16 protein-coding genes are annotated in these 18,564 nt (G+C 70.6%); 8 read left to right on the forward strand and 8 right to left on the reverse strand.

Annotated elements, in window-relative coordinates:
• Nucleotides 1-355 precede the first annotated feature (355 nt).
• Nucleotides 356-1,006 (reverse strand): DNA-3-methyladenine glycosylase, encoded by a 651-nt coding sequence (locus tag ACIBU0_RS22080; RefSeq protein ID WP_398820869.1) that lies wholly within the window; start codon nucleotides 1,004-1,006, stop codon nucleotides 356-358.
• A gap of 138 nt (nucleotides 1,007-1,144) precedes the next feature.
• Here ACIBU0_RS22080 and ACIBU0_RS22085 point away from each other — a divergent pair, with 138 nt between their 5' ends.
• The 3 genes from ACIBU0_RS22085 to ACIBU0_RS22095 all read left to right on the forward strand — a co-directional run bounded on the left by ACIBU0_RS22085 (nucleotide 1,145) and on the right by ACIBU0_RS22095 (nucleotide 3,162).
• A complete protein-coding gene (locus ACIBU0_RS22085; protein WP_398820871.1) occupies nucleotides 1,145-1,927 on the forward strand; it encodes a sporulation protein in 783 nt (260 codons plus the stop codon).
• 42 nt (nucleotides 1,928-1,969) lie between these two features.
• Nucleotides 1,970-2,509, forward strand: coding sequence for a YbhB/YbcL family Raf kinase inhibitor-like protein (locus ACIBU0_RS22090; protein WP_398820873.1), 540 nt, complete (start codon nucleotides 1,970-1,972; stop codon nucleotides 2,507-2,509).
• 146 nt (nucleotides 2,510-2,655) lie between these two features.
• On the forward strand, nucleotides 2,656-3,162 hold the full coding sequence (locus ACIBU0_RS22095; protein WP_398820875.1) for an HNH endonuclease: 507 nt from the start codon (nucleotides 2,656-2,658) through the stop codon (nucleotides 3,160-3,162).
• A gap of 138 nt (nucleotides 3,163-3,300) precedes the next feature.
• Here ACIBU0_RS22095 and ACIBU0_RS22100 read toward each other — a convergent pair whose 3' ends face one another.
• The 3 genes from ACIBU0_RS22100 to ACIBU0_RS22110 form a co-directional block, all read right to left on the reverse strand.
• Nucleotides 3,301-4,245: an SPFH domain-containing protein gene (locus ACIBU0_RS22100; protein WP_030053714.1), complete on the reverse strand. Its 945-nt coding sequence runs from the start codon at nucleotides 4,243-4,245 to the stop codon at nucleotides 3,301-3,303.
• 132 nt (nucleotides 4,246-4,377) lie between these two features.
• Nucleotides 4,378-4,809: an NfeD family protein gene (locus tag ACIBU0_RS22105; RefSeq protein ID WP_398820877.1), complete on the reverse strand. Its 432-nt coding sequence runs from the start codon at nucleotides 4,807-4,809 to the stop codon at nucleotides 4,378-4,380.
• 94 nt (nucleotides 4,810-4,903) lie between these two features.
• A complete protein-coding gene (locus ACIBU0_RS22110) occupies nucleotides 4,904-5,701 on the reverse strand; it encodes an ABC transporter ATP-binding protein (RefSeq protein WP_398820879.1) in 798 nt (265 codons plus the stop codon).
• 154 nt (nucleotides 5,702-5,855) lie between these two features.
• Here ACIBU0_RS22110 and ACIBU0_RS22115 point away from each other — a divergent pair, with 154 nt between their 5' ends.
• Nucleotides 5,856-6,644 (forward strand): hypothetical protein, encoded by a 789-nt coding sequence (locus ACIBU0_RS22115; RefSeq protein ID WP_398820881.1) that lies wholly within the window; start codon nucleotides 5,856-5,858, stop codon nucleotides 6,642-6,644.
• A 932-nt stretch (nucleotides 6,645-7,576) separates the two neighbouring features.
• Here the strand turns inward: ACIBU0_RS22115 and ACIBU0_RS22120 are convergent.
• From ACIBU0_RS22120 to ACIBU0_RS22130, 3 genes are all read right to left on the reverse strand, one after another.
• Entirely contained in the window at nucleotides 7,577-7,822 is a 246-nt protein-coding gene (locus tag ACIBU0_RS22120) for a chaplin (RefSeq protein WP_398820883.1), read from the reverse strand.
• A 168-nt stretch (nucleotides 7,823-7,990) separates the two neighbouring features.
• Nucleotides 7,991-8,632: a response regulator gene (locus tag ACIBU0_RS22125; protein ID WP_398820885.1), complete on the reverse strand. Its 642-nt coding sequence runs from the start codon at nucleotides 8,630-8,632 to the stop codon at nucleotides 7,991-7,993.
• Entirely contained in the window at nucleotides 8,625-9,770 is a 1,146-nt protein-coding gene (locus ACIBU0_RS22130) for a GAF domain-containing sensor histidine kinase (protein ID WP_398820887.1), read from the reverse strand. The genes ACIBU0_RS22125 and ACIBU0_RS22130 overlap by 8 nt, the downstream gene beginning before the upstream one ends.
• A 242-nt stretch (nucleotides 9,771-10,012) precedes the next feature.
• Between ACIBU0_RS22130 and ACIBU0_RS22135 the strand changes: the two genes are divergently transcribed.
• The 3 genes from ACIBU0_RS22135 (at nucleotide 10,013) to ACIBU0_RS22145 (ending at nucleotide 12,940) form a co-directional block, all read left to right on the forward strand.
• Nucleotides 10,013-10,711: an SDR family NAD(P)-dependent oxidoreductase gene (locus tag ACIBU0_RS22135; RefSeq protein WP_398820889.1), complete on the forward strand. Its 699-nt coding sequence runs from the start codon at nucleotides 10,013-10,015 to the stop codon at nucleotides 10,709-10,711.
• Nucleotides 10,708-11,868, forward strand: coding sequence for an S-adenosylmethionine:tRNA ribosyltransferase-isomerase (locus ACIBU0_RS22140; protein ID WP_398820891.1), 1,161 nt, complete (start codon nucleotides 10,708-10,710; stop codon nucleotides 11,866-11,868). Before ACIBU0_RS22135 ends, ACIBU0_RS22140 begins: the two co-directional genes overlap by 4 nt.
• A 298-nt stretch (nucleotides 11,869-12,166) precedes the next feature.
• Nucleotides 12,167-12,940: a transglycosylase SLT domain-containing protein gene (locus ACIBU0_RS22145; protein ID WP_398820893.1), complete on the forward strand. Its 774-nt coding sequence runs from the start codon at nucleotides 12,167-12,169 to the stop codon at nucleotides 12,938-12,940.
• 89 nt (nucleotides 12,941-13,029) lie between these two features.
• Here the strand turns inward: ACIBU0_RS22145 and ACIBU0_RS22150 are convergent, their stop codons facing one another.
• A complete protein-coding gene (locus ACIBU0_RS22150; protein ID WP_398820895.1) occupies nucleotides 13,030-15,573 on the reverse strand; it encodes an FHA domain-containing protein in 2,544 nt (847 codons plus the stop codon).
• Nucleotides 15,574-15,812: 239 nt separating this feature from the next.
• On the opposite strand from ACIBU0_RS22150, the gene ACIBU0_RS22155 reads away from it, so the two are divergent.
• Nucleotides 15,813-18,221 (forward strand): streptophobe family protein, encoded by a 2,409-nt coding sequence (locus tag ACIBU0_RS22155; protein WP_398820897.1) that lies wholly within the window; start codon nucleotides 15,813-15,815, stop codon nucleotides 18,219-18,221.
• Nucleotides 18,222-18,564 lie beyond the last annotated feature (343 nt).

The following is an 18,564-nucleotide window of genomic DNA, read 5'->3' on the forward strand; positions in this document are numbered from 1 at the left end:
CTCAAGGAACGGTCGCTTCCTTTGTACTCACCCTCTCGGGCTTTCCTCCGGGCGCTTCCCTTCGGTCTTGCGTTTCCGACTCTATCAGATCTTTTCTCGATCCGATTCCCTGTCGGCGGGGTGTCCTGGGGCTTCTGGGCTTTCGCCCGTCGGCCTTTCGACATTCACTACGTTAGCCGATTCCCCCGCCCGATTCATAATCGGGATCGGCGGGCTCGAATTCAGGCGTGCGGGCACACCAGAATTGACCCCGCTGAGGGGTTCTCGTAGGTAGTGGGTTGGCCGCTCCGGCTGCTGACTAGCGCAGTACCCGGTTCAGCGGCTCGGGCTACGTTACGCGCCTCGCAAGGGCGCGTCAACTTCGGCGGCGCCTGGGGACGTGGGCCCGATAGGGGCTCACCGTGGGGTCGTTGGCGACCCAGAAACGCCAGGGGTGGATGTCCCCGTTGCCGCCGTCCCCTGCCACGCCGGTGCGGGGGCCGTTGCGTACCTGGTCGGAGGGCACGGGGGTGCCGGTGAGGATCCTCAAGGGTGTCTCGCCCATGGCGCACGCGTCCGTGCCGTCCAGGGCCCGGTCCACGTCCAGGGCGGTGGCCAGGCGAGCCGGGCCTTTGGCCAGTTCCTTGTCGTTCCGGGCCGAGAGTCGACGCTTCCGGGCGAGCTCGGCGCCCTCGACGATCTCGCCGGCCCGGAGGAGGACCGCGCTCGCCCGGCCGTCGGGGCCGCACACCAGGTTCATGCAGTGCCACATGCCGTAGGTGAAGTAGACGTAGACATGTCCGGGGGGACCGAACATCACGTCGTTGCGGGGCGTGCGGCCGCGATAGGCATGGGAGCCGGGGTCGTTCGGGCCGTCGTAGGCCTCGACCTCCGTGAGGCGGAGGGCGATCGGACCGTCCGGTGTCGTGCGTACAAGGGTGCGGCCCAGGAGGTCGGGGGCGACTTCCAGGACGGGCCGGTCGAAGAAGTTCCTGGGGAGGGGCGTACGGTCGGGGGTCACGATCATGCCGTCCGAGGGTAGTGCAGTCGGGTGGTCGCAACGGGTGGTCACGGGGCGTGCGCCTTGCCAGGGTGGGGTGCGGAACCGGGTACGGCCGGATCGCGTTTGTAGGGATCAGGGATCCACTCTGAGAAGAGGAGAGTCATGGCGTTCAAGAAGCTGCTCGCGAGCCTGGGGGCCGGCGGTGCTTCGGTCGAGACGGTGCTGACGGAGGTCAACGTCGTTCCGGGCGGTGTCGTCCAGGGTGAGGTGCGGATTCAGGGCGGGTCCGTGAACCAGGACATCGAGGGTCTGTCCGTGGGTCTGCAGGCTCGTGTCGAGGTCGAGAGCCAGGACTCGGAGTACAAGCAGGACATCGAATTCACCAAGCTGCCGCTCGGTGGCGCCTTCGAGCTGCAGGCCGGGGCTGTGCACGCGGTGCCCTTCGGGCTGGAGATCCCGTGGGAGACGCCGGTCACCATGATCGACGGGCAGGCGCTGCGCGGGATGAACATCGGTGTGACGACGGAGCTGGCGATCGCGCGGGCCGTGGACTCCACCGACCTGGACCCGATCAACGTGCACCCGCTGCCCGCGCAGAAGGCGATCCTCGACGCCTTCATCCAGCTGGGCTTCCGCTTCAAGAACGCGGACATGGAGCGCGGCCACATCCGCGGTACGCGCCAGAAGCTGCCGTTCTACCAGGAGATCGAGTTCTTCCCGCCGCAGCAGTACCGCGGGATCAACCAGGTCGAGTTGAGCTTCGTCGCAGATGAGCACGCGATGGACGTCGTCCTCGAAATGGACAAGAAGCCGGGGCTGTTCAGCGAAGGCAGTGACACCTTCCGGTCGTTCCAGGTGGGTCTGAACGACTTCCAGGGGACCGACTGGGCGGCGTACCTCAACCAGTGGCTGTCCGAGGTCGGCAGCAAGCGCAACTGGTTCTAGGCTCGGAACTGCTGATTCCACTGTTCGTCAGGAGGTATCGAAGTGACCGAGCTGAAGAGGCGGCCGCTGCCCCACGACTTCCATCCGCCCGTGCCGTCCTTCACGGTCGCGAGTGAGGACGTCGAGCACGGCGGAACCCTCAAGGACGCTCAGGTCTACGCGGCCGGCAACACCTCGCCGCACCTGCGCTGGGAGGGTTTCCCGGCCGAGACCAAGAGCTTCGCCGTGACCTGCTACGACCCCGACGCCCCGACCGGGAGCGGGTTCTGGCACTGGGTCGTCTTCGACATCCCGGCCTCGGTGACCGAGCTGCCGGCCGGTGCGGGCAGCGGCAAGTTCGAGGGTCTGCCGGAGGGGGCCGTACAGGCGCGGAACGACTACGGGTCGAAGGACTTCGGCGGTGCCGCACCGCCGGCCGGGGACGGGCCGCACCGCTATGTGTTCACGGTGTACGCCGTGGACCAGGAGAAGCTCGGTCCGGACTCGGACGCCAGCCCGGCCGTCGTCGGGTTCAACCTGCGGTTCCACGCCATCGCGCGTGCCCATGTGATCGGTGAGTACGAGGTGCCCGCCGAAGCCTGACGTTCATGGAACGTTTGCCCGCCCCTGGTCTTGGAAGTGATCAGGGGCGGGCATTTTTTATTTCGTTGTCCATCTCGGCGTGCCCGGCCAGAGTTGATCCCAGCCCGCCAGGGGGTGGGCAGGTGCACACGGGAGGTGGGCTGGTCATGCGGGACACGCTGGTACTGAACGCGAGCTTCGAGCCGCTGTCGACGGTGACGTTGAACCGAGCCGTCGTTCTGGTGCTTCAGGACAAGGCCGTCGTCGAGCAGGCCCACCCCGAACTGCGGATGCGGGGAGCCGCGGTCGACATACCGGCGCCCCGGGTGATTCGGCTCTGCAGGTACGTACGGGTGCCGTTCCGAAGACAAGCGCCGTGGTCGAGGCGGGGAGTGCTGGTGCGGGACCGGCACCGGTGCGCGTACTGCGGGCGCAGGGCCACGACTGTGGACCATGTGGTGCCGAAGTCGCGGGGTGGGCAGGACACGTGGCTGAATACGGTGGCCTCTTGCGCGGAGGACAACCACCGGAAGGCCGACCGGACGCCTGAGCAGGCGGGTATGCCGCTGCTTCGGGAGCCGTTCGAGCCGACGCCTGCTGATGCGATGTTGCTGGCGCTGGGGGCGGACGACCTTGCTGCGCTGCCGGATTGGCTGGCACTGGACGCGGCGTGACGATTCGCCGTAGGGCTGTGTGTGGTTCGTGGGCTGCGGGTTCGTTGTGGCTTGTCGCGCAGTTCCCCGCGCCCCTGACGGCACTTGGGCCCGCCTTCCTTGAGAAGGCGGGCCCTCTTGTCGTACGGCCTTCCGCCGTCAGTCGATCGATGGCTTCTCTCGGCGTTCCGTGCCCGTGCCGGAGGATCCGTTGCCCGAACCGCCGCCCAGGCCACCGAGGTTGCCCATCGCGCCTGACAGGCCCTTGAGGGCGTCGCCGATTTCGCTGGGGACGATCCAGAGCTTGTTGGCGTCGCCTTCGGCGATCTTCGGGAGCATCTGGAGGTACTGGTAGGACAGGAGCTTCTGGTCGGGGTCGCCTGCGTGGATCGCTTCGAAGACCGTGCGGACCGCCTGGGCCTCACCTTCGGCGCGCAGGGCGGCGGCCTTGGCCTCACCTTCGGCGCGGAGGATCTGGGACTGCTTCTCACCCTCTGCGGTGAGGATGGCGGCCTGGCGCGTACCTTCGGCGGTGAGGATCGCGGCGCGCTTGTCACGGTCGGCGCGCATCTGCTTCTCCATCGAGTCCTGGATGGAGGTGGGGGGCTCGATCGCCTTGAGTTCGACGCGGTTGACGCGGATGCCCCACTTGCCGGTTGCCTCGTCGAGGACGCCGCGCAGGGCCGCGTTGATCTCCTCGCGGGAGGTCAGGGTCCGCTCGAGGTCCATGCCGCCGATGATGTTGCGGAGGGTGGTGACGGTGAGCTGCTCGATGGCCTGGATGTAGCTGGCGACTTCGTAGGTGGCGGCGCGGGCGTCGGTCACCTGGTAGTAGATGACCGTGTCGATGTTCACGACCAGGTTGTCCTGGGTGATCACCGGCTGCGGCGGGAACGGCACGACCTGTTCGCGCAGGTCGATGCGGTTGCGGATGGTGTCGATGAACGGGACCACGATGTTGAGGCCCGCGTTGAGCGTCCTCGTGTAGCGGCCGAAGCGTTCGACGATGGCCGCGCTCGCCTGTGGGATGACCTGGATCGTCTTGATCAGGGCGATGAAGACCAACACCACCAGAATGATCAAGACGATGATGACCGGTTCCATCGTCGTTCCCCGTATCCCTTCTCCGCTGCAGCAACTTCGGCAGATCTTATGGTTGTTGAAGATCTTGCTGGTCGAGTCTGACAGACCGTCGCGTGGCCCGTGGCGCGTTCGGGCCACTTACGTCGTGCGAGGTCACATGACGATGGCCGTGGCCCCCTCGATGTCCACGACGTCCACTTCCTGGCCTACTTCGTAGGCGCGGTCGGTGTCGAGGGAGCGGGCCGACCAGACCTCTCCGGCGAGCTTGATACGGCCGCCGGAGGCGTCGACGCGCTCCAGTACGACGGCCTGTTTGCCCTTCAGTGCCTCGATGCCGGTGGCGAGTTGGGGTCGCTGTGCGCGATGTCGGTTGGCGATGGGCCGTACGACGGCGATGAGCGCGGTCGAGACGACGACGAAGGCCACGACCTGGACCACGGCGTCACCGCCGAAGAGGCCGGAGATCACCGCAGCCGCGACGGCACCCACCGCCAGCATGCCGAGTTCGGGCATCGCGGTGATCACGAGCCCGATGCCGAGCGCTGCCGCGCCGATCAACCACCAAACCCACGCGTCGATTTCCACATGGTCATGGTAGGACTGCGGGCCCTGTCGCGGACAGGGCGCCGATCAGTTTGAAGGGCCTTCTTACCGGGGTTTCGCGGGGTGAAGGGCGGGGTCAGGACAGGGGGAGGCCCTGTGCGGTCCAGCGCTCGCCGACCTGTTCGACGACGAGAGGGAGGCCGAAGCAGAGGGAGAGGTTGCGGGAGGTGAGTTCGAGCTCCAGCGGGCCGGCGGCGAGGACCTTGCCCTGACGGATCATCAGGACGTGGGTGAAGCCCGGCGGGATCTCCTCGACGTGGTGGGTGACCATGAGCATCGAGGGGGCGATCGGGTCGCGGGCGAGGCGGCCGAGGCGGCGGACGAGGTCCTCGCGGCCGCCGAGGTCGAGGCCGGCGGCGGGCTCGTCGAGGAGGAGCAGCTCGGGGTCGGCCATCAGGGCGCGGGAGATCAGGGTGCGCTTGCGCTCGCCCTCGGAGAGGGTGCCGAACTTCCGGTCCAGGTAGTCGCTCATGCCGAGGCGGTCGAGGAAGGCGCGGGCGCGCTGCTCGTCGATCTCCTCGTAGTCCTCGTGCCAGGTGGCGGTCATGCCGTACGCGGCCGTCAGCACGGTCTGGAGGACTGTCTGGCGCTTGGGCAGCTTCTCGGTCATGGCGATGCCGGCCACGCCGATGCGCGGGCGCAGCTCGAAGACGTCGGTGCCGGGCTTGCCGAGGGTCTCGCCGAGGATGGTGGCGGTGCCGGTGGTCGGGTAGAGGTAGCTGGACGCGACGTTCAGGAGGGTGGTCTTGCCGGCTCCGTTGGGGCCGAGGATGACCCAGCGCTCGCCCTCCTTGACCGACCAGGAGACCTGGTCCACCAGAGCCCGGCCCTCGCGGACCACGGATACGTCCTGAAGCTCCAGAACATCGCTCATGAGCGCGTTGTCTCCCCTTGCAGTGTGACCGGTCTCGGCGTCTCGGCGGCTAGGCGTCTCGGTGGTCGCGTGCGCCTGTGGGCGCAGCCCTCAAGGAAATCTACGCCACCGGTCCAGCGCTTCATTCCATCGGTCCGGTCCTTAGGGTGGGGGCATGCTCTCGGAACCACGTTCAGGACGCCTTGCGGCTTGGGGAAATGCCCTTTTGGCCGGACTTGTCTCGCCGGATGACGCTGTGCTCGAGATCGTCGGGGACGATGCCGTGCACCGGGTGGAGGGGCTGCCGGGTGAGTCGGCGCCCGTCGGGCTCACGCTGGCGCTGGGGCGGCTGCGGGCGCTCGGGGCGAGCGGGCTGCGGGTCGCGCTGCCCGCGCCGGGGCATCCGCTGGGGCTGAGCGGGCCGCCGGAGTTCAACGCTCGGGCGTTGGATGCCGAGGAGGCTGTGATCTGTCACGGCGCCGCGCTCGGGCTGGTGCCGGAGGTGTACGAGGCCGGGCCCGACGGTGATGTGCATGTCGAGGTCGTGTGGCACTGCCTGGCCGTGCGGGAGGCGCCGCCTGCCGATGTGCCGTCGCTCGGGGAGGCCGAGCGGGAGCTGGCCGAGGCTCTGCGGGAGGCGACCGAGGTGTTGTCGCGGCTGGATGTGGCCGGGTCGGGGCCGGTGGCGGAGGCGGCGATCGATGCGTATCGGGCGCGGGCCGAGCGAGGGCGGGAGGTGTTGGCGCCGGGGTATCCGCCGCGGGCGGTGCGGGTGCTGGAGCTTGCGCAGCGGGTGGGGTTGCTGATCTCCCTTGCCCAGGGGAACGGGCATGGCGGGGCCATGAGCGCGTCCGAGATTGCGGGGCGGTCCGAGGCGTTGCGGCCGGTAGAGCGGACTGCCCGGCGGGCGCAGGTCGCTGCGTACAACGCGTATGTGGAGGAGCGGGAGAGGGGCGTGCGCTGAGCGTGGGCCGAGCAGGGGCCGGGCGGTGAGCTTGGGCCGAGCTGGTGCCCGGCGGTGAGCGTGGGCCGAGCTGGTGCCCCGCGTGGGCTGGGCGGGGTGGGCTGCGCGGCCCGGCACCGACGGGGCGCCCCTCTTTTGGGACGGGAGCCGCCTGCCCGGCCCGACTGCCGGCAGGCCGGGCAGGCCGGGCAGGCCGGGCAGGCCGGGCAGGCCGGGCAGGCCGGGCAGGCCGGGCAGGCCGGGCAGGCCGGGCAGGCCGGGCAGGCGACGGTACCGGAGTGGCTGCGCCTGGTGTGGCTCCGAGAGGCTGGGCGGGGGGCGCCGAGAGGCTGGGCCCCCGGGGAGCGGGCGCCGAGAGCTGTACCTGGGGGCGGGCACGACGGGCTGCGCCAGGTGCGGACAACGCCAGGCTGCGCGGGTGCGGGTAACCACAGGCTGTGCGGGGGGCGCGAGCCTCAGCGGCTGCCCGGGGCGCCGCCCCAGCAGCACAACCGGGCGCACGCTACCCAGACTGCGGGCACCGAGAGGCTGAGCGGGTTGCAGGCGCCGGACAAGCTGCGCCGGGTGCGCGTAACCACAGGCTGCGCGGAGTGCGCAAGCCTCAGCGGCTGCCCGGGGCGCCGCCCCAGCAGCACAACCGGGCGCACGCTACCCAAACTGCCGACACCGAGAGGCTGAGCGGGTTGCAGACACCGGACAAGGTGCGCCGGGTGCGGGTAACCACTGGATCCGCAGGGCGCAGGTCTCTGCAGCGGCCTGGGTGTCGCCCCGGTAGGGGACGTCGAGAGGCTGCGTAGCGTGTCGCTGCGCCGTGGGTGGCTGGGTGGGCGTCGCTGCCGTGGGGCGGGGGCGGCGGAGAGGCCCCGAGAAACTGACCGGCCTCCCGGGGGCGCCCGGGAGGCCGGAGGTCACTGCTTGCTTCGGGGTGGTCGTCAGTGGTTGACGGCCAGGTTGTCGTGGGCCGGGTTCAGCAGGCCGACGACGTTCACGGTGTTGCCGGAGACGTTGACCGGGATGTCCACCGGAACCTGGACGAGGTTGCCCGAGGCGACGCCCGGGGAGCCCACGGCCTCGCCGTTGGCGTGCGCCCCGCTGGTGGCGGAGGCCATTCCGGCTCCGGCGGCCAGCAGGCTACCGGCCACCATCGTCACAGCCGCTGCCTTCTTCAGGTTCTTCACTTCTAAGCCCTCCTTGCGATTGCCGCGGCAGTCGCCGCAGCACGCCATGGAGAACGGTGGAGATCCACGGAGGATGCGCCATCCGGGGGACATTCCCACGACGGTATGAATCTCAGCCCGGAGGGGAACCCTCCGAATTGCCGAGAGTCATGTCCTGCGGAGAGCGTTTCAGCCGGTCACGCCATGGCGTACGGCCCACAGCGCGGCCTGGGTGCGGTCTGCCAGGTCGAGCTTCATCAGAATGTTCGAGACGTGGGTCTTGACGGTCTTCTCCGACAGGACCAGGGCTCTGGCTATCTCGCGGTTGGAGCGGCCGTCCGCGATCAGGCCCAGGACCTCACGCTCCCGCTCCGTCAGCGAGCCGCCTCTCCCCTGCCCCGCGTTGGCCTCCTCCTGGGACAGCAGGGCGCCCGCGACCTCGGGCTGGAGCAGGATGTGGCCGGCATGGACCGAGCGGATGGCTCCGGCGAGCGCGTCCGGGTCCACGTCCTTGTAGACGTAACCGGCGGCGCCCGCGCGCAGGGCCGGGATGACCGTCCGCTGTTCGGTGAAGCTGGTGACGATCAGCACGCGCGCGGAGTTGTCCAGTTCACGAAGCTTGCGCAGGGCGTCGACGCCGTCCATGCCCGGCATCTTGACGTCCATGAGGACGACGTCCGGCTTCAGTTCCTCGGCGCGGGCCACTCCTTCGGCGCCGTCGGCCGCCTCACCCACGACCTCGATGTCGTCCTGCACTTCCAGGAACGTGCGCAGGCCCCGGCGGACCACCTGGTGGTCGTCGACGAGCAGCACCTTGATTGCGTCAGCCACCGGGGACCTCCATCTCGATCGTGGTGCCCTTGCCGGGCGCCGATTCCACGGTCAGCGTGCCGCCGACCCCGCTCGCCCGGTCCCGCATGGAGACCAGGCCGAGGTGGCGCCCCGCCCGGCGGATCGCCTTCGGGTCGAAGCCGTTGCCGTCGTCCGTGACCCGCAGCACCGCTCCGCTGCCGCGCCGGTCCAGCGTCACGTCGACGTGCTCGGCCCCGGAGTGCCGCAGGGCGTTGTGCAGCGCCTCCTGGGCGACGCGCAGGACGGCTTCCTCCTGGGCGGCGGGCAGGGCCTTCGCACCGCGGCCGGCGAAGCTCACGCGCGCGGTGTGGGCGCGGTCGAGGACCTGGATGTGGGTGCGCAGGGTGGCGACGAGGCCGTCCTCGTCGAGGGCCGCGGGGCGCAACTCCACGACCGCGGCGCGCAGTTCGTCGGCGGCCTCGGCGGCGAGCGCGGCCACCTGGTGCAGCTCCCCCTTGGCCCGCGCCGGGTCGCGGTCGACCAGAGCCGCGGCCGCCTGGGCCGTCAGCCGCAGGGAGAACAGCTTCTGGCTGACCGCGTCGTGCAGTTCGTGGGCGAGGCGCGAGCGTTCCTCGGCGATCGTCAGTTCGCGGCTGCGTTCGTAGAGGCGGGCGTTGGTGAGGGCGATCGCGGCGTGCTGGGCGAGGATCGACAGGAGTTCCTCGTCCTCTGCCGTGAAGCCGCAGCTCCCTTCCGGCTTGGGGCAGTTCTTGTTGGCGAGGAACAGTGCTCCGATGACCTCGTCGCCGTCGCGGATCGGCAGCCCCAGGAAGTCGGACATGTCGGGGTGCGCCGACGGCCAGCCCTCGAAGCGGGGATCCTTGCGGACGTCGGCCAGGCGCTCGACCTTCGCCTCCCGGAGCATCGCGGCGAGGATGCCGTGCTGGCGGGGCAGCGGGCCGATGGCCTTCCACTGGGCGTCACTGACGCCGTCGACCACGAACTGGGCGAAGCCGCCGTGGTCGTCCGGCACGCCGAGCGCGGCGTACTGCGCGTCGAGCAGCTCGCGGGCCGAGGCGACGATCGTCTTGAGGACGTCGCGCACCTCGAGATGCCTGCTCATGGCCAGCAGCGCGGAGCTCACCGCCGCCAGGCCGGACCTGGGCCTTTGACTCATGCCCTCACCGTACCGGCGGGGTGTGACAGCCGGATCGGGCCTGTGGCGGCGGCCCGCTGCGGCGCGGGACCTAGGTCTGTGGTCCCGGGCTCGGCGGCGTAGGGCGAAAGTCCCACGGTGTGCGGCGTAGGACGAAGGGCCCCGCCGCTTTGCGGCCCGCGTCCGAGGCGGGGCGGGTGGCCCGGTTCCTACGTTGAGGGCACCGCCGGTCGGAGGCGGTCTGGAACGAGGGGACGGTTGTCATGCCGGTAGCGATCATCACGGGGGCCTCGAAGGGGCTGGGGCGGGCCCTGGCCGAGGCACTGGCCGCGCGCGGCTGGGATCTGGTGCTGGACGCCAGGACGGCGGAGGTCCTGCAGGAGACGGCGGCCGGACTCCGGATGTACGGCACGCGCGTGACGGCGGTGCCGGGGGACGTCACGGACGCCGGGCACCGGTCCGGGCTGGTGGCGGCCGCCTGGCAGCTGGGCGGCGTCGACCTGCTGGTGAGCAACGCCAGCGCGCTGGGGGCCGAGCCGCTGGTACGGCTGGACGCACTGCCGCCGGCGGGGTTGCGCCGGGCGCTGGAGGTGAACGTGGTCGCCGCGCTGGGCCTGGTCCAGGAGGCGTTGCCGCTGCTGCGGGCGTCCGGGGCGGGCACGGTGATCACGGTCAGCTCGGACGCGGCTGCCGAGCCGTACGAGACATGGGGCGGGTACGGGGCGTCGAAGGCGGCCCTCGACCATCTCGCGGCCGTGCTCGGGACGGAGGAGCCCGGGCTCCGGGTGTGGGCGGTCGACCCCGGGGACATGGGCACGGACCTGTACGCGGCGGCCGTACCGGACGACGACGATCCACGGCCGACGCCGGCCAGTGTGGTGCCGGCCTTCCTGCGGCTGCTGGACGAGCGGCCTGCGAGCGGCCGCTACGGAGCCGTGTCTCTGCTGGAGGGGCGGCGATGACGCTGGCGATGGGGGTCCCTCCGTTCGAGCGCAGTCGAGAATGGGGGAAGGTGCCGGAGGAACTGTCGGCGCGGATCCCGGCCGAGCAGCGCGGGCCCGGGCTGGACCGGGACGCCGTACGGCTGCTGGTGTCGCGGGGCAGCGAGGTGTCCCATCACACGTTCTGCGAGCTGCCGCTGCTGCTGCGGGCCGGGGATCTCCTGGTCGTCAACACGTCGCAGACGCTGGCCGCCGCGGTGGACGGGCGGATCGGGCACGCGCGCGTGGTGGTGCACTTCTCCACGCGCGGCGACGACGGGCGATGGGCCGTCGAGCTGCGGGACCCCGATGAACGCGGCACTACGCGCGCGCGTGCGGGCGGGCATGCGGGGAGTGAGGTCCGGCTGCCCGATGGCCTGCGGCTGGTGCTGGAGGAGCCGCTGAGCGAGGGGAGCGAGCGCTTGTGGTGGGCGCGGGTGGCCGGGCCCCAGGGGGTTCCTGGAGGCAGGGGCGACATTCAGAGGACGGGGATCCTCGGGCTGATGCGTGAGCACGGGCGGCCGATTCGTTACTCCTATACGGAGCGGGACCAGCCGTTGTCCGTGTACCAGACGGTGTTCGCGCTGCCGTCGGCCGACGGGGCGGGCAGCGCGGAGATGCCGAGCGCGGCGCGGCCCTTCACGGTGCGGATGGTGACGGAGCTGGTGAGCCGGGGTGTGCAGTTCGCGCCGATCACGCTGCACACCGGGGTGGCCTCGGCGGAGGTGCACGAGCCGCCGTATCCGGAGCGGTTCGCGGTGCCGGAGGCGTCGGCCCGGCTGATCAATGCGGTGCGGGCGGGGGACGGCCGGGTGATCGCCGTCGGGACGACGGCCGTGCGGGCCGTGGAGTCGGCGGCGGACGCCGACGGGGTCGTACGCGCGCGTGACGGGTGGACGGATCTCGTCGTCACCCCGGAGCGCGGGGTTCGGGCGGTGGACGGGCTGCTGACCGGGCTGCACGAGCCGGAGGCCTCGCATCTGCTGATGCTGGAGGCGGTCGCGGGACGAGCCGCGATCGACCGCAGCTACGACGAGGCGCTGCGGGGGCGCTACCTGTGGCACGAGTTCGGCGACGTCCATCTCATCCTCCCGGCGGAGGATCCTCACACAGAGCATTGCTCAAGCAACTGCCAGTGAGACCGTCACCCGGCCGATGTGAGGCCGCCAATAGGGCTCAGATCACATACGAAAGGGATTAGGAGATAGAGCGCCCCTTTTGAGCGGGGCAACCTTTCCCATCTGTCCCGTTTTGCACCTCCCTGATCCACTATCGAGGATCGTACGTCACACCTTTGCCTGGCGATTTTGCGGTCGCTAAGAATGGCTCACGTCGCTCAGCGCCGCGGGTTCCCCCCGCGGCGCTTGTGCAGGAAGCACCCGTGTCCCACGCAGGACAGCGAGCGACCTCCGCGCTATTCGAAGAGGTCCATCTGCCATGCTCAAAAACACCTTCAACCGCGGTCACAGTCGTGCGCTGACCAAGCGGCACAAGATCGCGATCGCCGGTGTCGCCACCCTCGGTGCCGCCGCCATCGCCATCTCCGCCGTCCCCGGCAACGCGGAGACGACCACGGCCGAGGCCCCCGCGGGCCAGGTGGCGTACAGCAGTGAGCAGATCAAGGACGTCAAGGGCAGCGTCACCGACCAGCTCGCCTCCGACAGCGTGAAGACCGAGCAGATCTCGGCCAAGCACAAGGCCGCCGTGGCTGCCGCCAAGCACCGGGCCGCGGAGGCCCACGACAAGCACGTGGCCGCCGAGGCCGCCGCCAAGAAGAAGGCCGCCGAGGCTGCCGCCAAGAGGAAGGCCGAGGCCGCGCGCAAGGCGAAGGAGGCCGCCAGCCGGTCCGCGCAGCGCGTGCAGGTCAAGCCGGTCGCGGCCAAGACCTACGCCAACAACCTCGACGGCTGGATCCGTGAGTCGCTCGACATCATGAAGAAGCACGGCATCCCGGGCTCCTACAACGGCATCTACCGCAACGTCATGCGGGAGTCCTCGGGCAACCCGAACGCCATCAACAACTGGGACATCAACGCCATCAACGGCATCCCGTCGAAGGGCCTGCTGCAGGTCATCCCGCCGACCTTCAGCGCGTACCACGTCCCCGGCACGTCCTGGAACATCTACGACCCGGTCGCCAACATCACGGCCGCCTGCAACTACGCGGCCGACAAGTACGGCTCCATGGACAACGTCAACAGCGCCTACTGAGACCGGCGCGGGCCTCAGCACGCGAACGCGAACGCCGAAGGGCGGCACTCTCCTGACGAGGTGCCGCCCTTCGGGACGTACGGACGCGCCTAATTGCGCATGACCTCCGGCTCGTGCCGGCGCAGGAAGCGGGCCACGAAGAAGCCGCAGATCACGCCGAGGACGATCAGGGCGAGCATGTCCATGGTCCAGGCACCGACGGTGTGCTCCCACAGCGGGTCGTTGCTCTCGCCCTTGGCGGGCGGGCTGATCCTGTTGAAGTCCAGCGTGGCGCCCGCGGCGCCCACCGCCCAGCGCGACGGCATCAGGTACGAGAACTGGTTGACGCCGATCGAGCCGTTCAGGGCGAACAGGCAGCCGGTGAACACGACCTGGATGATCGCGAACATCACCAGCAGCGGCATCGTCTTCTCGGCCGTCTTCACCAGCGCTGAGATGATCAGGCCGAACATCATCGAGGTGAAGCCCAGCGCCATGATCGGCAGCGACAGCTCCAGGAGCGTGAGGTGGCCGAGGATCAGGCCCTCGTCGGGGATCACACGGCTGGAGAAGCCGATGACGCCGACCATCAGGCCCTGCAGCACGGTGATCACACCGAGCACGAACACCTTGGACATCAGGTACGCGGACCGGGACAGGCCGGTCGCGCGTTCCCGCTCGTAGATGACCCGTTCCTTGATCAGCTCACGTACTGAGTTGGCGGCACCGGCGAAGCAGGCGCCCACCGCGAGGATCAGCAGGACGGTCGTGGCGGTGCCGTTCGGGACGGGCAGGCCGGTCCTCGGATTCACCTCCGTGTTCACCAGCAGGTCCTTGTCCGCGTCGATGAGCAGGCTCACCGCGCCCAGGACGGCCGGCAGGATCACCATCAGGGCCAGGAAGCCCTTGTCGGAGGCGATCACCGACACATAGCGGCGCACCAGCGTCAGGAACTGGGACATCCACCCCTGCGGCTTCGGGGGCTTCATCGCCTGCATCGGAGGCATCTGTACGGACTGCGGAGCAATCGCGTCGATGTCCGCGGCGTACATCTGGTAGTGCTGCGAGCCCTTCCAGCGTCCCGCCCAGTCGTAGTCGCGGTAGTTCTCGAAGGCGGAGAAGACGTCGGCCCAGGTGTCGTAGCCGAAGAAGTTCAGCGCCTCCTCGGGCGGGCCGAAGTAGGCGACCGCACCGCCCGGCGCCATCACGAGCAGCTTGTCGCACAGCGCCAGCTCGGCCACCGAGTGCGTGACGACCAGGACGGTACGGCCGTCGTCGGCGAGACCGCGCAGCAGCTGCATGACGTCGCGGTCCATGCCCGGGTCGAGGCCGGAGGTCGGCTCGTCGAGGAAGATCAGCGACGGCTTGGTGAGCAGTTCCAGGGCCACCGAGACGCGCTTGCGCTGGCCGCCGGAGAGGGAGGTGACCTTCTTCTCCTTGTGGATGTCCAGCTTCAGCTCGCGCAGCACCTCATCGATGCGGGCCTCGCGCTCGGCGCCGGTGGTGTCGGCGGGGAAGCGGAGCTTGGCCGCGTACTTGAGGGCCTTCTTGACGGTCAGCTCCTTGTGCAGGATGTCGTCCTGCGGGACCAGACCGATGCGCTGACGCAGCTCAGCGAACTGCTTGTACAGGTTCCGGTTGTCGTAGAGGACGTCGCCCTGGTTGGCGGGGCGGTAGCCGGTGAGCGCCTTGAGCAGGGTCGACTTACCCGAGCCGGACGGGCCGATGACCGCGATGAGCGACTTCTCCGGGACGCCGAAGGACACGTCCTTCAGGATCTGCTTGCCGCCGTCGACCGTGACGGTCAGGTGGCGGGCGGAGAAGGAGACCTCACCGGTGTCGACGAACTCCTCGAGGCGGTCGCCCACGATGCGGAACGTGGAGTGGCCGACGCCGACGATGTCGGTGGGGCCGAGGAGCGCGGAGCCGCCCTTGGCGATCGGCTGACCGTTGACGTACGTGCCGTTGTGCGAGCCGAGGTCGCGGATCTCCATGCGGCCGTCGGGCGTCGAGTGGAACTCGGCGTGGTGCCGGGAGACCTGCAGGTCGGAGACGACCAGCTCGTTCTCCAGGGCACGGCCGATGCGCATGACGCGGCCGACCGAGAACTGGTGGAACGTGGTGGGGCTGCGGTCGCCGTAGACCGGCGGCGCCCCCGCGACACCACCGGGGCCCTGCTGCGCCGGGATGTGCGGGGCGGCCTGCTGCGGCTTCTGCCAGCCGGGCTGCGGGGCCTGCTGCTGCGGGACCTGCTGCTGCGGGACTTGCTGGGCCGGAGCCTGCTGGGCCCAGCCGGCCTGCGCGCCCTGCGCGGCGTACGGCTGCTGCTGCGGCTGTGCCTGCGGCGAGGCGACGGCGGCCGCGGTGCCGGAGACGTTCAGGTGCGGTCCGTCGGTCGCGTTGCCCAGGTGCACGGCCATGCCCGGGCCGATCTCCACATGGTGGACCCGCTGGCCCTGCACGAACGTGCCGTTGGTGCTGCCGTGGTCCTCGAGGACCCAACTGCGGCCGCTCCAGCTGACCGTGGCGTGCCGCCAGGACACCCTGGCGTCGTCGAACACCATGTCGCCCTGCGGATCGCGTCCGAGGGTGTATGACCTGGACGGATCGAGCGTCCAGGTCCGTCCATTCAATTCCAGTACGAGTTCCGGCACTCCATGCCCCACTGAGTAGTCCCCCGAGTTACCCCCAACACAGGGAGTCTAGGGATGTCGAACATCGTCGGGAACTATTTCAGGCTCCGCCCCCTGACTGAAAGTCGGGCCTTATGACAAGCACGCGCGCGTGCTTCGACTGGTTCCGTTGACGGGGTTGAAACCAGCCCGGAGAGTGGTAATCCACGCGAGGGGGACATGCGCGGCGAGCCGGCCGCGCCGCGGATCGGGGGGTCTGCATGAGCGCGTCCACGAACGTCGAGAGTGCGAGGCACGGCGCACGACTGCCGTGGGGAGACATCCTGCTGTCCGCGATCGCCTCTGTGAGCTGGGCGTTGATCGGGATGGCGGGCACGGCGGCACTCGGACTGCATCTGCTGGAGGCGGACACCGCGAGCTCTCTGGGCCCGATGACCGCGGCGGTGGTGGCTCTTGGGGCGGGTGGTTCGGTCACGCCGTCCGGTGATGTGTCCGCCTTCGGGTTGACGGGCGCGGAGGCGGCGACCGCCATCGAGATCACGCCACTCGGGGTGAGCCTGGTCGGCGCGGTCCTTTTGTCGTGGTTCTTCTTACGGTCCCTGCGGGGCGCGGGAGTTGTGATCGCGCCGGCCGAACTCCTCGCGCGCGCGGGCGCGGTGGTCGCGCTGTTCGTGGCGATGCTGGGCGGACTCGCCTGGGCGGGCCACGACCTCATCACGATCGACGGCGGTTCGCTGGGCCTCGACGACCTGCCGGGCGCGGGCGGCGAGGGCGGTGTCGAGATCCCCGGGGTGGGCGACATCGGGGGCATCGGCGGACTGCTGCCCGACCAGATCGGCGACCTCATCGACGCGAAGGCGGCGGTCGGCTTCACGGTGGACACGGCGCCGACGCTGCTCGGCGGCCTGGGCTGGTCCGCCGGCATCCTCCTGATCGCCCTGCTGGCCTCGCGCCGCACCCCGCTGCCGCGCGGCTGGGAGGCCGTGCACCGCGTCGTACGGCCCGCCGTGTCCGCCCTCGTCACGGTGCTGCTGGTCGCGGTCGCGGCCGGGCTCGCGGCGGCGGCCTACGCGGCGATCGGCGACGCCCACCCCAAGCGCATCGCCGGCGCCGCCCTGCTCGGCGCCCCGAACGGCGTGTGGCTCGGCGTCCCGCTCGGCCTGTTCGTGCCGTTCGACGGCCGGGCGACCGGGGTCCTGGCGGGCCTGCTGCCGGATCCGCTGGACGACCTCCTGAACGGCGGGGCCGATCAGACCGTGACCCTGAGCAGGCTGGCGGAGCTGGACGGCCGGGTGTGGCTGCTGGGAGTCGCTACGGCGGCGACGATGCTGCTGGCGGGGGTGCTGACGGCGGTGCGGACGCCGGTGGAGGCGCGGGTCGGGGGCAGGGGCGGCGGGCTCGGCGCAGCTCCGGGCGCGCGAGGCGCGACGGCTTCGGGCACCTGGAGGGTTCCGGGTGCGGGGACGGCCTCGGGCGCGGGGCCTGTGGGCAGGTTCGAGGGTTCCCGGGGCGTACGGGCATCGGGGGCGGACGGCGTCAGAGGGCGGGACGCGGATGCCGTACGGCAACCAGGGGCCGGTGCCGGCGGAGACCCGGGCAGCTGGGGCGTACGCGATCCAGGGCCCCTCCGTTTCGCCGGGCGGTGTGCGCTGCGGCTCGGTGTCACCACGGCGTTGACGCTGCCGTTGCTCGCGTGGCTGACCGAGGTGTCGGTGGACGCCTCGCTCTCGGTGCTGGGCTTCGATGCGTTCGGCGCCGGGGTCCACTTGCAGGGGAACCTCGGCATGGCGTTGGTCCTGGGGGCGGCGTGGGGCGCGGCAGCGGGTGCCGTGGGAGCACTGCTCGCCCGGGCGACCGGAGCCGCGGGGCGGCGGGCGACTCCGGCGGCGCGGGGCGAGGTGGGGCTGCCTGCGAGGCCGGATGCCGCGGGCGTGGCGGGAAGTGCCGGTACGACGGCCACGGCGACGGAGGGTGCCGGGGCTTCGCCGTTCGGCACCCGCTCCGGCCCGTATACGCCGGGCACGCCCTACCGGCCACCCAACCCGGCGACGAACCCTTACCTGCGCGTGCCGGAAGAACTGAGCGGGCCTGAGGACGCACGACCGCCGAACGCGCCCCCGCCGCCCGGAGGCACACGGCCGTCCGGTGGAGGACGCGGCACCGACATGGCCTGGGGACGCGACGCGGGAGGGGACCCCGACGCACGCTCTGGGCACGGAGCGGGGCCAGGGCTCGGGGCGGGGCCAGGACACACCCCGGGGTCGGGGCACGACCCGGGGGCGGGGCATGTTGCCGGCTCAGGACACCCCCCGGGGAAGGCACACGCCCCAGGATCGGGGCGTGACCCGGCGTCGGGGCGCGCGGCAGGGGCATGGGGTGAAGGGTCCTCTCAGCGTGACCTGGGGTTGGGGGCCGATGACGCGCGGCGGGCCGGTGACCCGACGTCCGCTGAGGCGTCGTCCAGTCAGGCGCCCGGTGAGGCGCCGCCCGTCGGGGGTGACGACATGTACGGCGCGCCCACGGTCATCCGGCCGATCAGCCCGCCCCCGAGGCCGCCCCGGCCTCCCAGGCGACGTGGGAACCGGTCGTCGTCCGCAGGGGACGACGGGCCTCCGCCTCCACCTCCGCCTCCTCCCCCGCCGCCACGGAAGCCGAAGGGGCGCTCGTGATCGCGAGCGGGCAGGGCCGCCTCGCGGTGATGCACCCGAACAGGGCAGGGCGGGCCGCGGTACGGGCTGCGGCGGCGGCCGGGTGGCATATCGCCCGGCGACTGTGGCGACGAGGTGCCCGTGGATGTCGTGGATGTCGCGAATGTCGTGGAAGCCCGACCACGGCAGGGCGGCCTCCGAAACGGAGATCTGCCCGTCGGGCCGGAGCCCAGTGGCGTCAACGGCCGCCGGAAGGGGCATCTCCGCCCGCGGCTCGCCGACCATCCGCGCCCGGCGCGGGGAACCGCCCGGGATGCGAGTCGGTGAGCCCGACCCACGGATGCCCCTGCGTCGGCGCACAAGC

This window comes from Streptomyces sp. NPDC049627, from assembly GCF_044465645.1.
GTDB lineage: Bacteria > Actinomycetota > Actinomycetes > Streptomycetales > Streptomycetaceae > Streptomyces.

Bases quoted from the DNA above. Each gene is read 5' to 3' on its own strand.
- ACIBU0_RS22080 (WP_398820869.1), bottom strand. From the start codon at position 1,006: ATGATCGTGACCCCCGACCGTACGCCCCTCCCCAGGAACTTCTTCGAC.
- ACIBU0_RS22135 (WP_398820889.1), top strand. From the start codon at position 10,013: ATGCCGGTAGCGATCATCACGGGGGCCTCGAAGGGGCTGGGGCGGGCC.
- ACIBU0_RS22145 (WP_398820893.1), top strand. From the start codon at position 12,167: ATGCTCAAAAACACCTTCAACCGCGGTCACAGTCGTGCGCTGACCAAG.
- ACIBU0_RS22115 (WP_398820881.1), top strand. From the start codon at position 5,856: ATGCTCTCGGAACCACGTTCAGGACGCCTTGCGGCTTGGGGAAATGCC.
- ACIBU0_RS22085 (WP_398820871.1), top strand. From the start codon at position 1,145: ATGGCGTTCAAGAAGCTGCTCGCGAGCCTGGGGGCCGGCGGTGCTTCG.
- ACIBU0_RS22140 (WP_398820891.1), top strand. From the start codon at position 10,708: ATGACGCTGGCGATGGGGGTCCCTCCGTTCGAGCGCAGTCGAGAATGG.
- ACIBU0_RS22110 (WP_398820879.1), bottom strand. From the start codon at position 5,701: ATGAGCGATGTTCTGGAGCTTCAGGACGTATCCGTGGTCCGCGAGGGC.
- ACIBU0_RS22155 (WP_398820897.1), top strand. From the start codon at position 15,813: ATGAGCGCGTCCACGAACGTCGAGAGTGCGAGGCACGGCGCACGACTG.
- ACIBU0_RS22130 (WP_398820887.1), bottom strand. From the start codon at position 9,770: ATGAGTCAAAGGCCCAGGTCCGGCCTGGCGGCGGTGAGCTCCGCGCTG.
- ACIBU0_RS22100 (WP_030053714.1), bottom strand. From the start codon at position 4,245: ATGGAACCGGTCATCATCGTCTTGATCATTCTGGTGGTGTTGGTCTTC.
- ACIBU0_RS22095 (WP_398820875.1), top strand. From the start codon at position 2,656: ATGCGGGACACGCTGGTACTGAACGCGAGCTTCGAGCCGCTGTCGACG.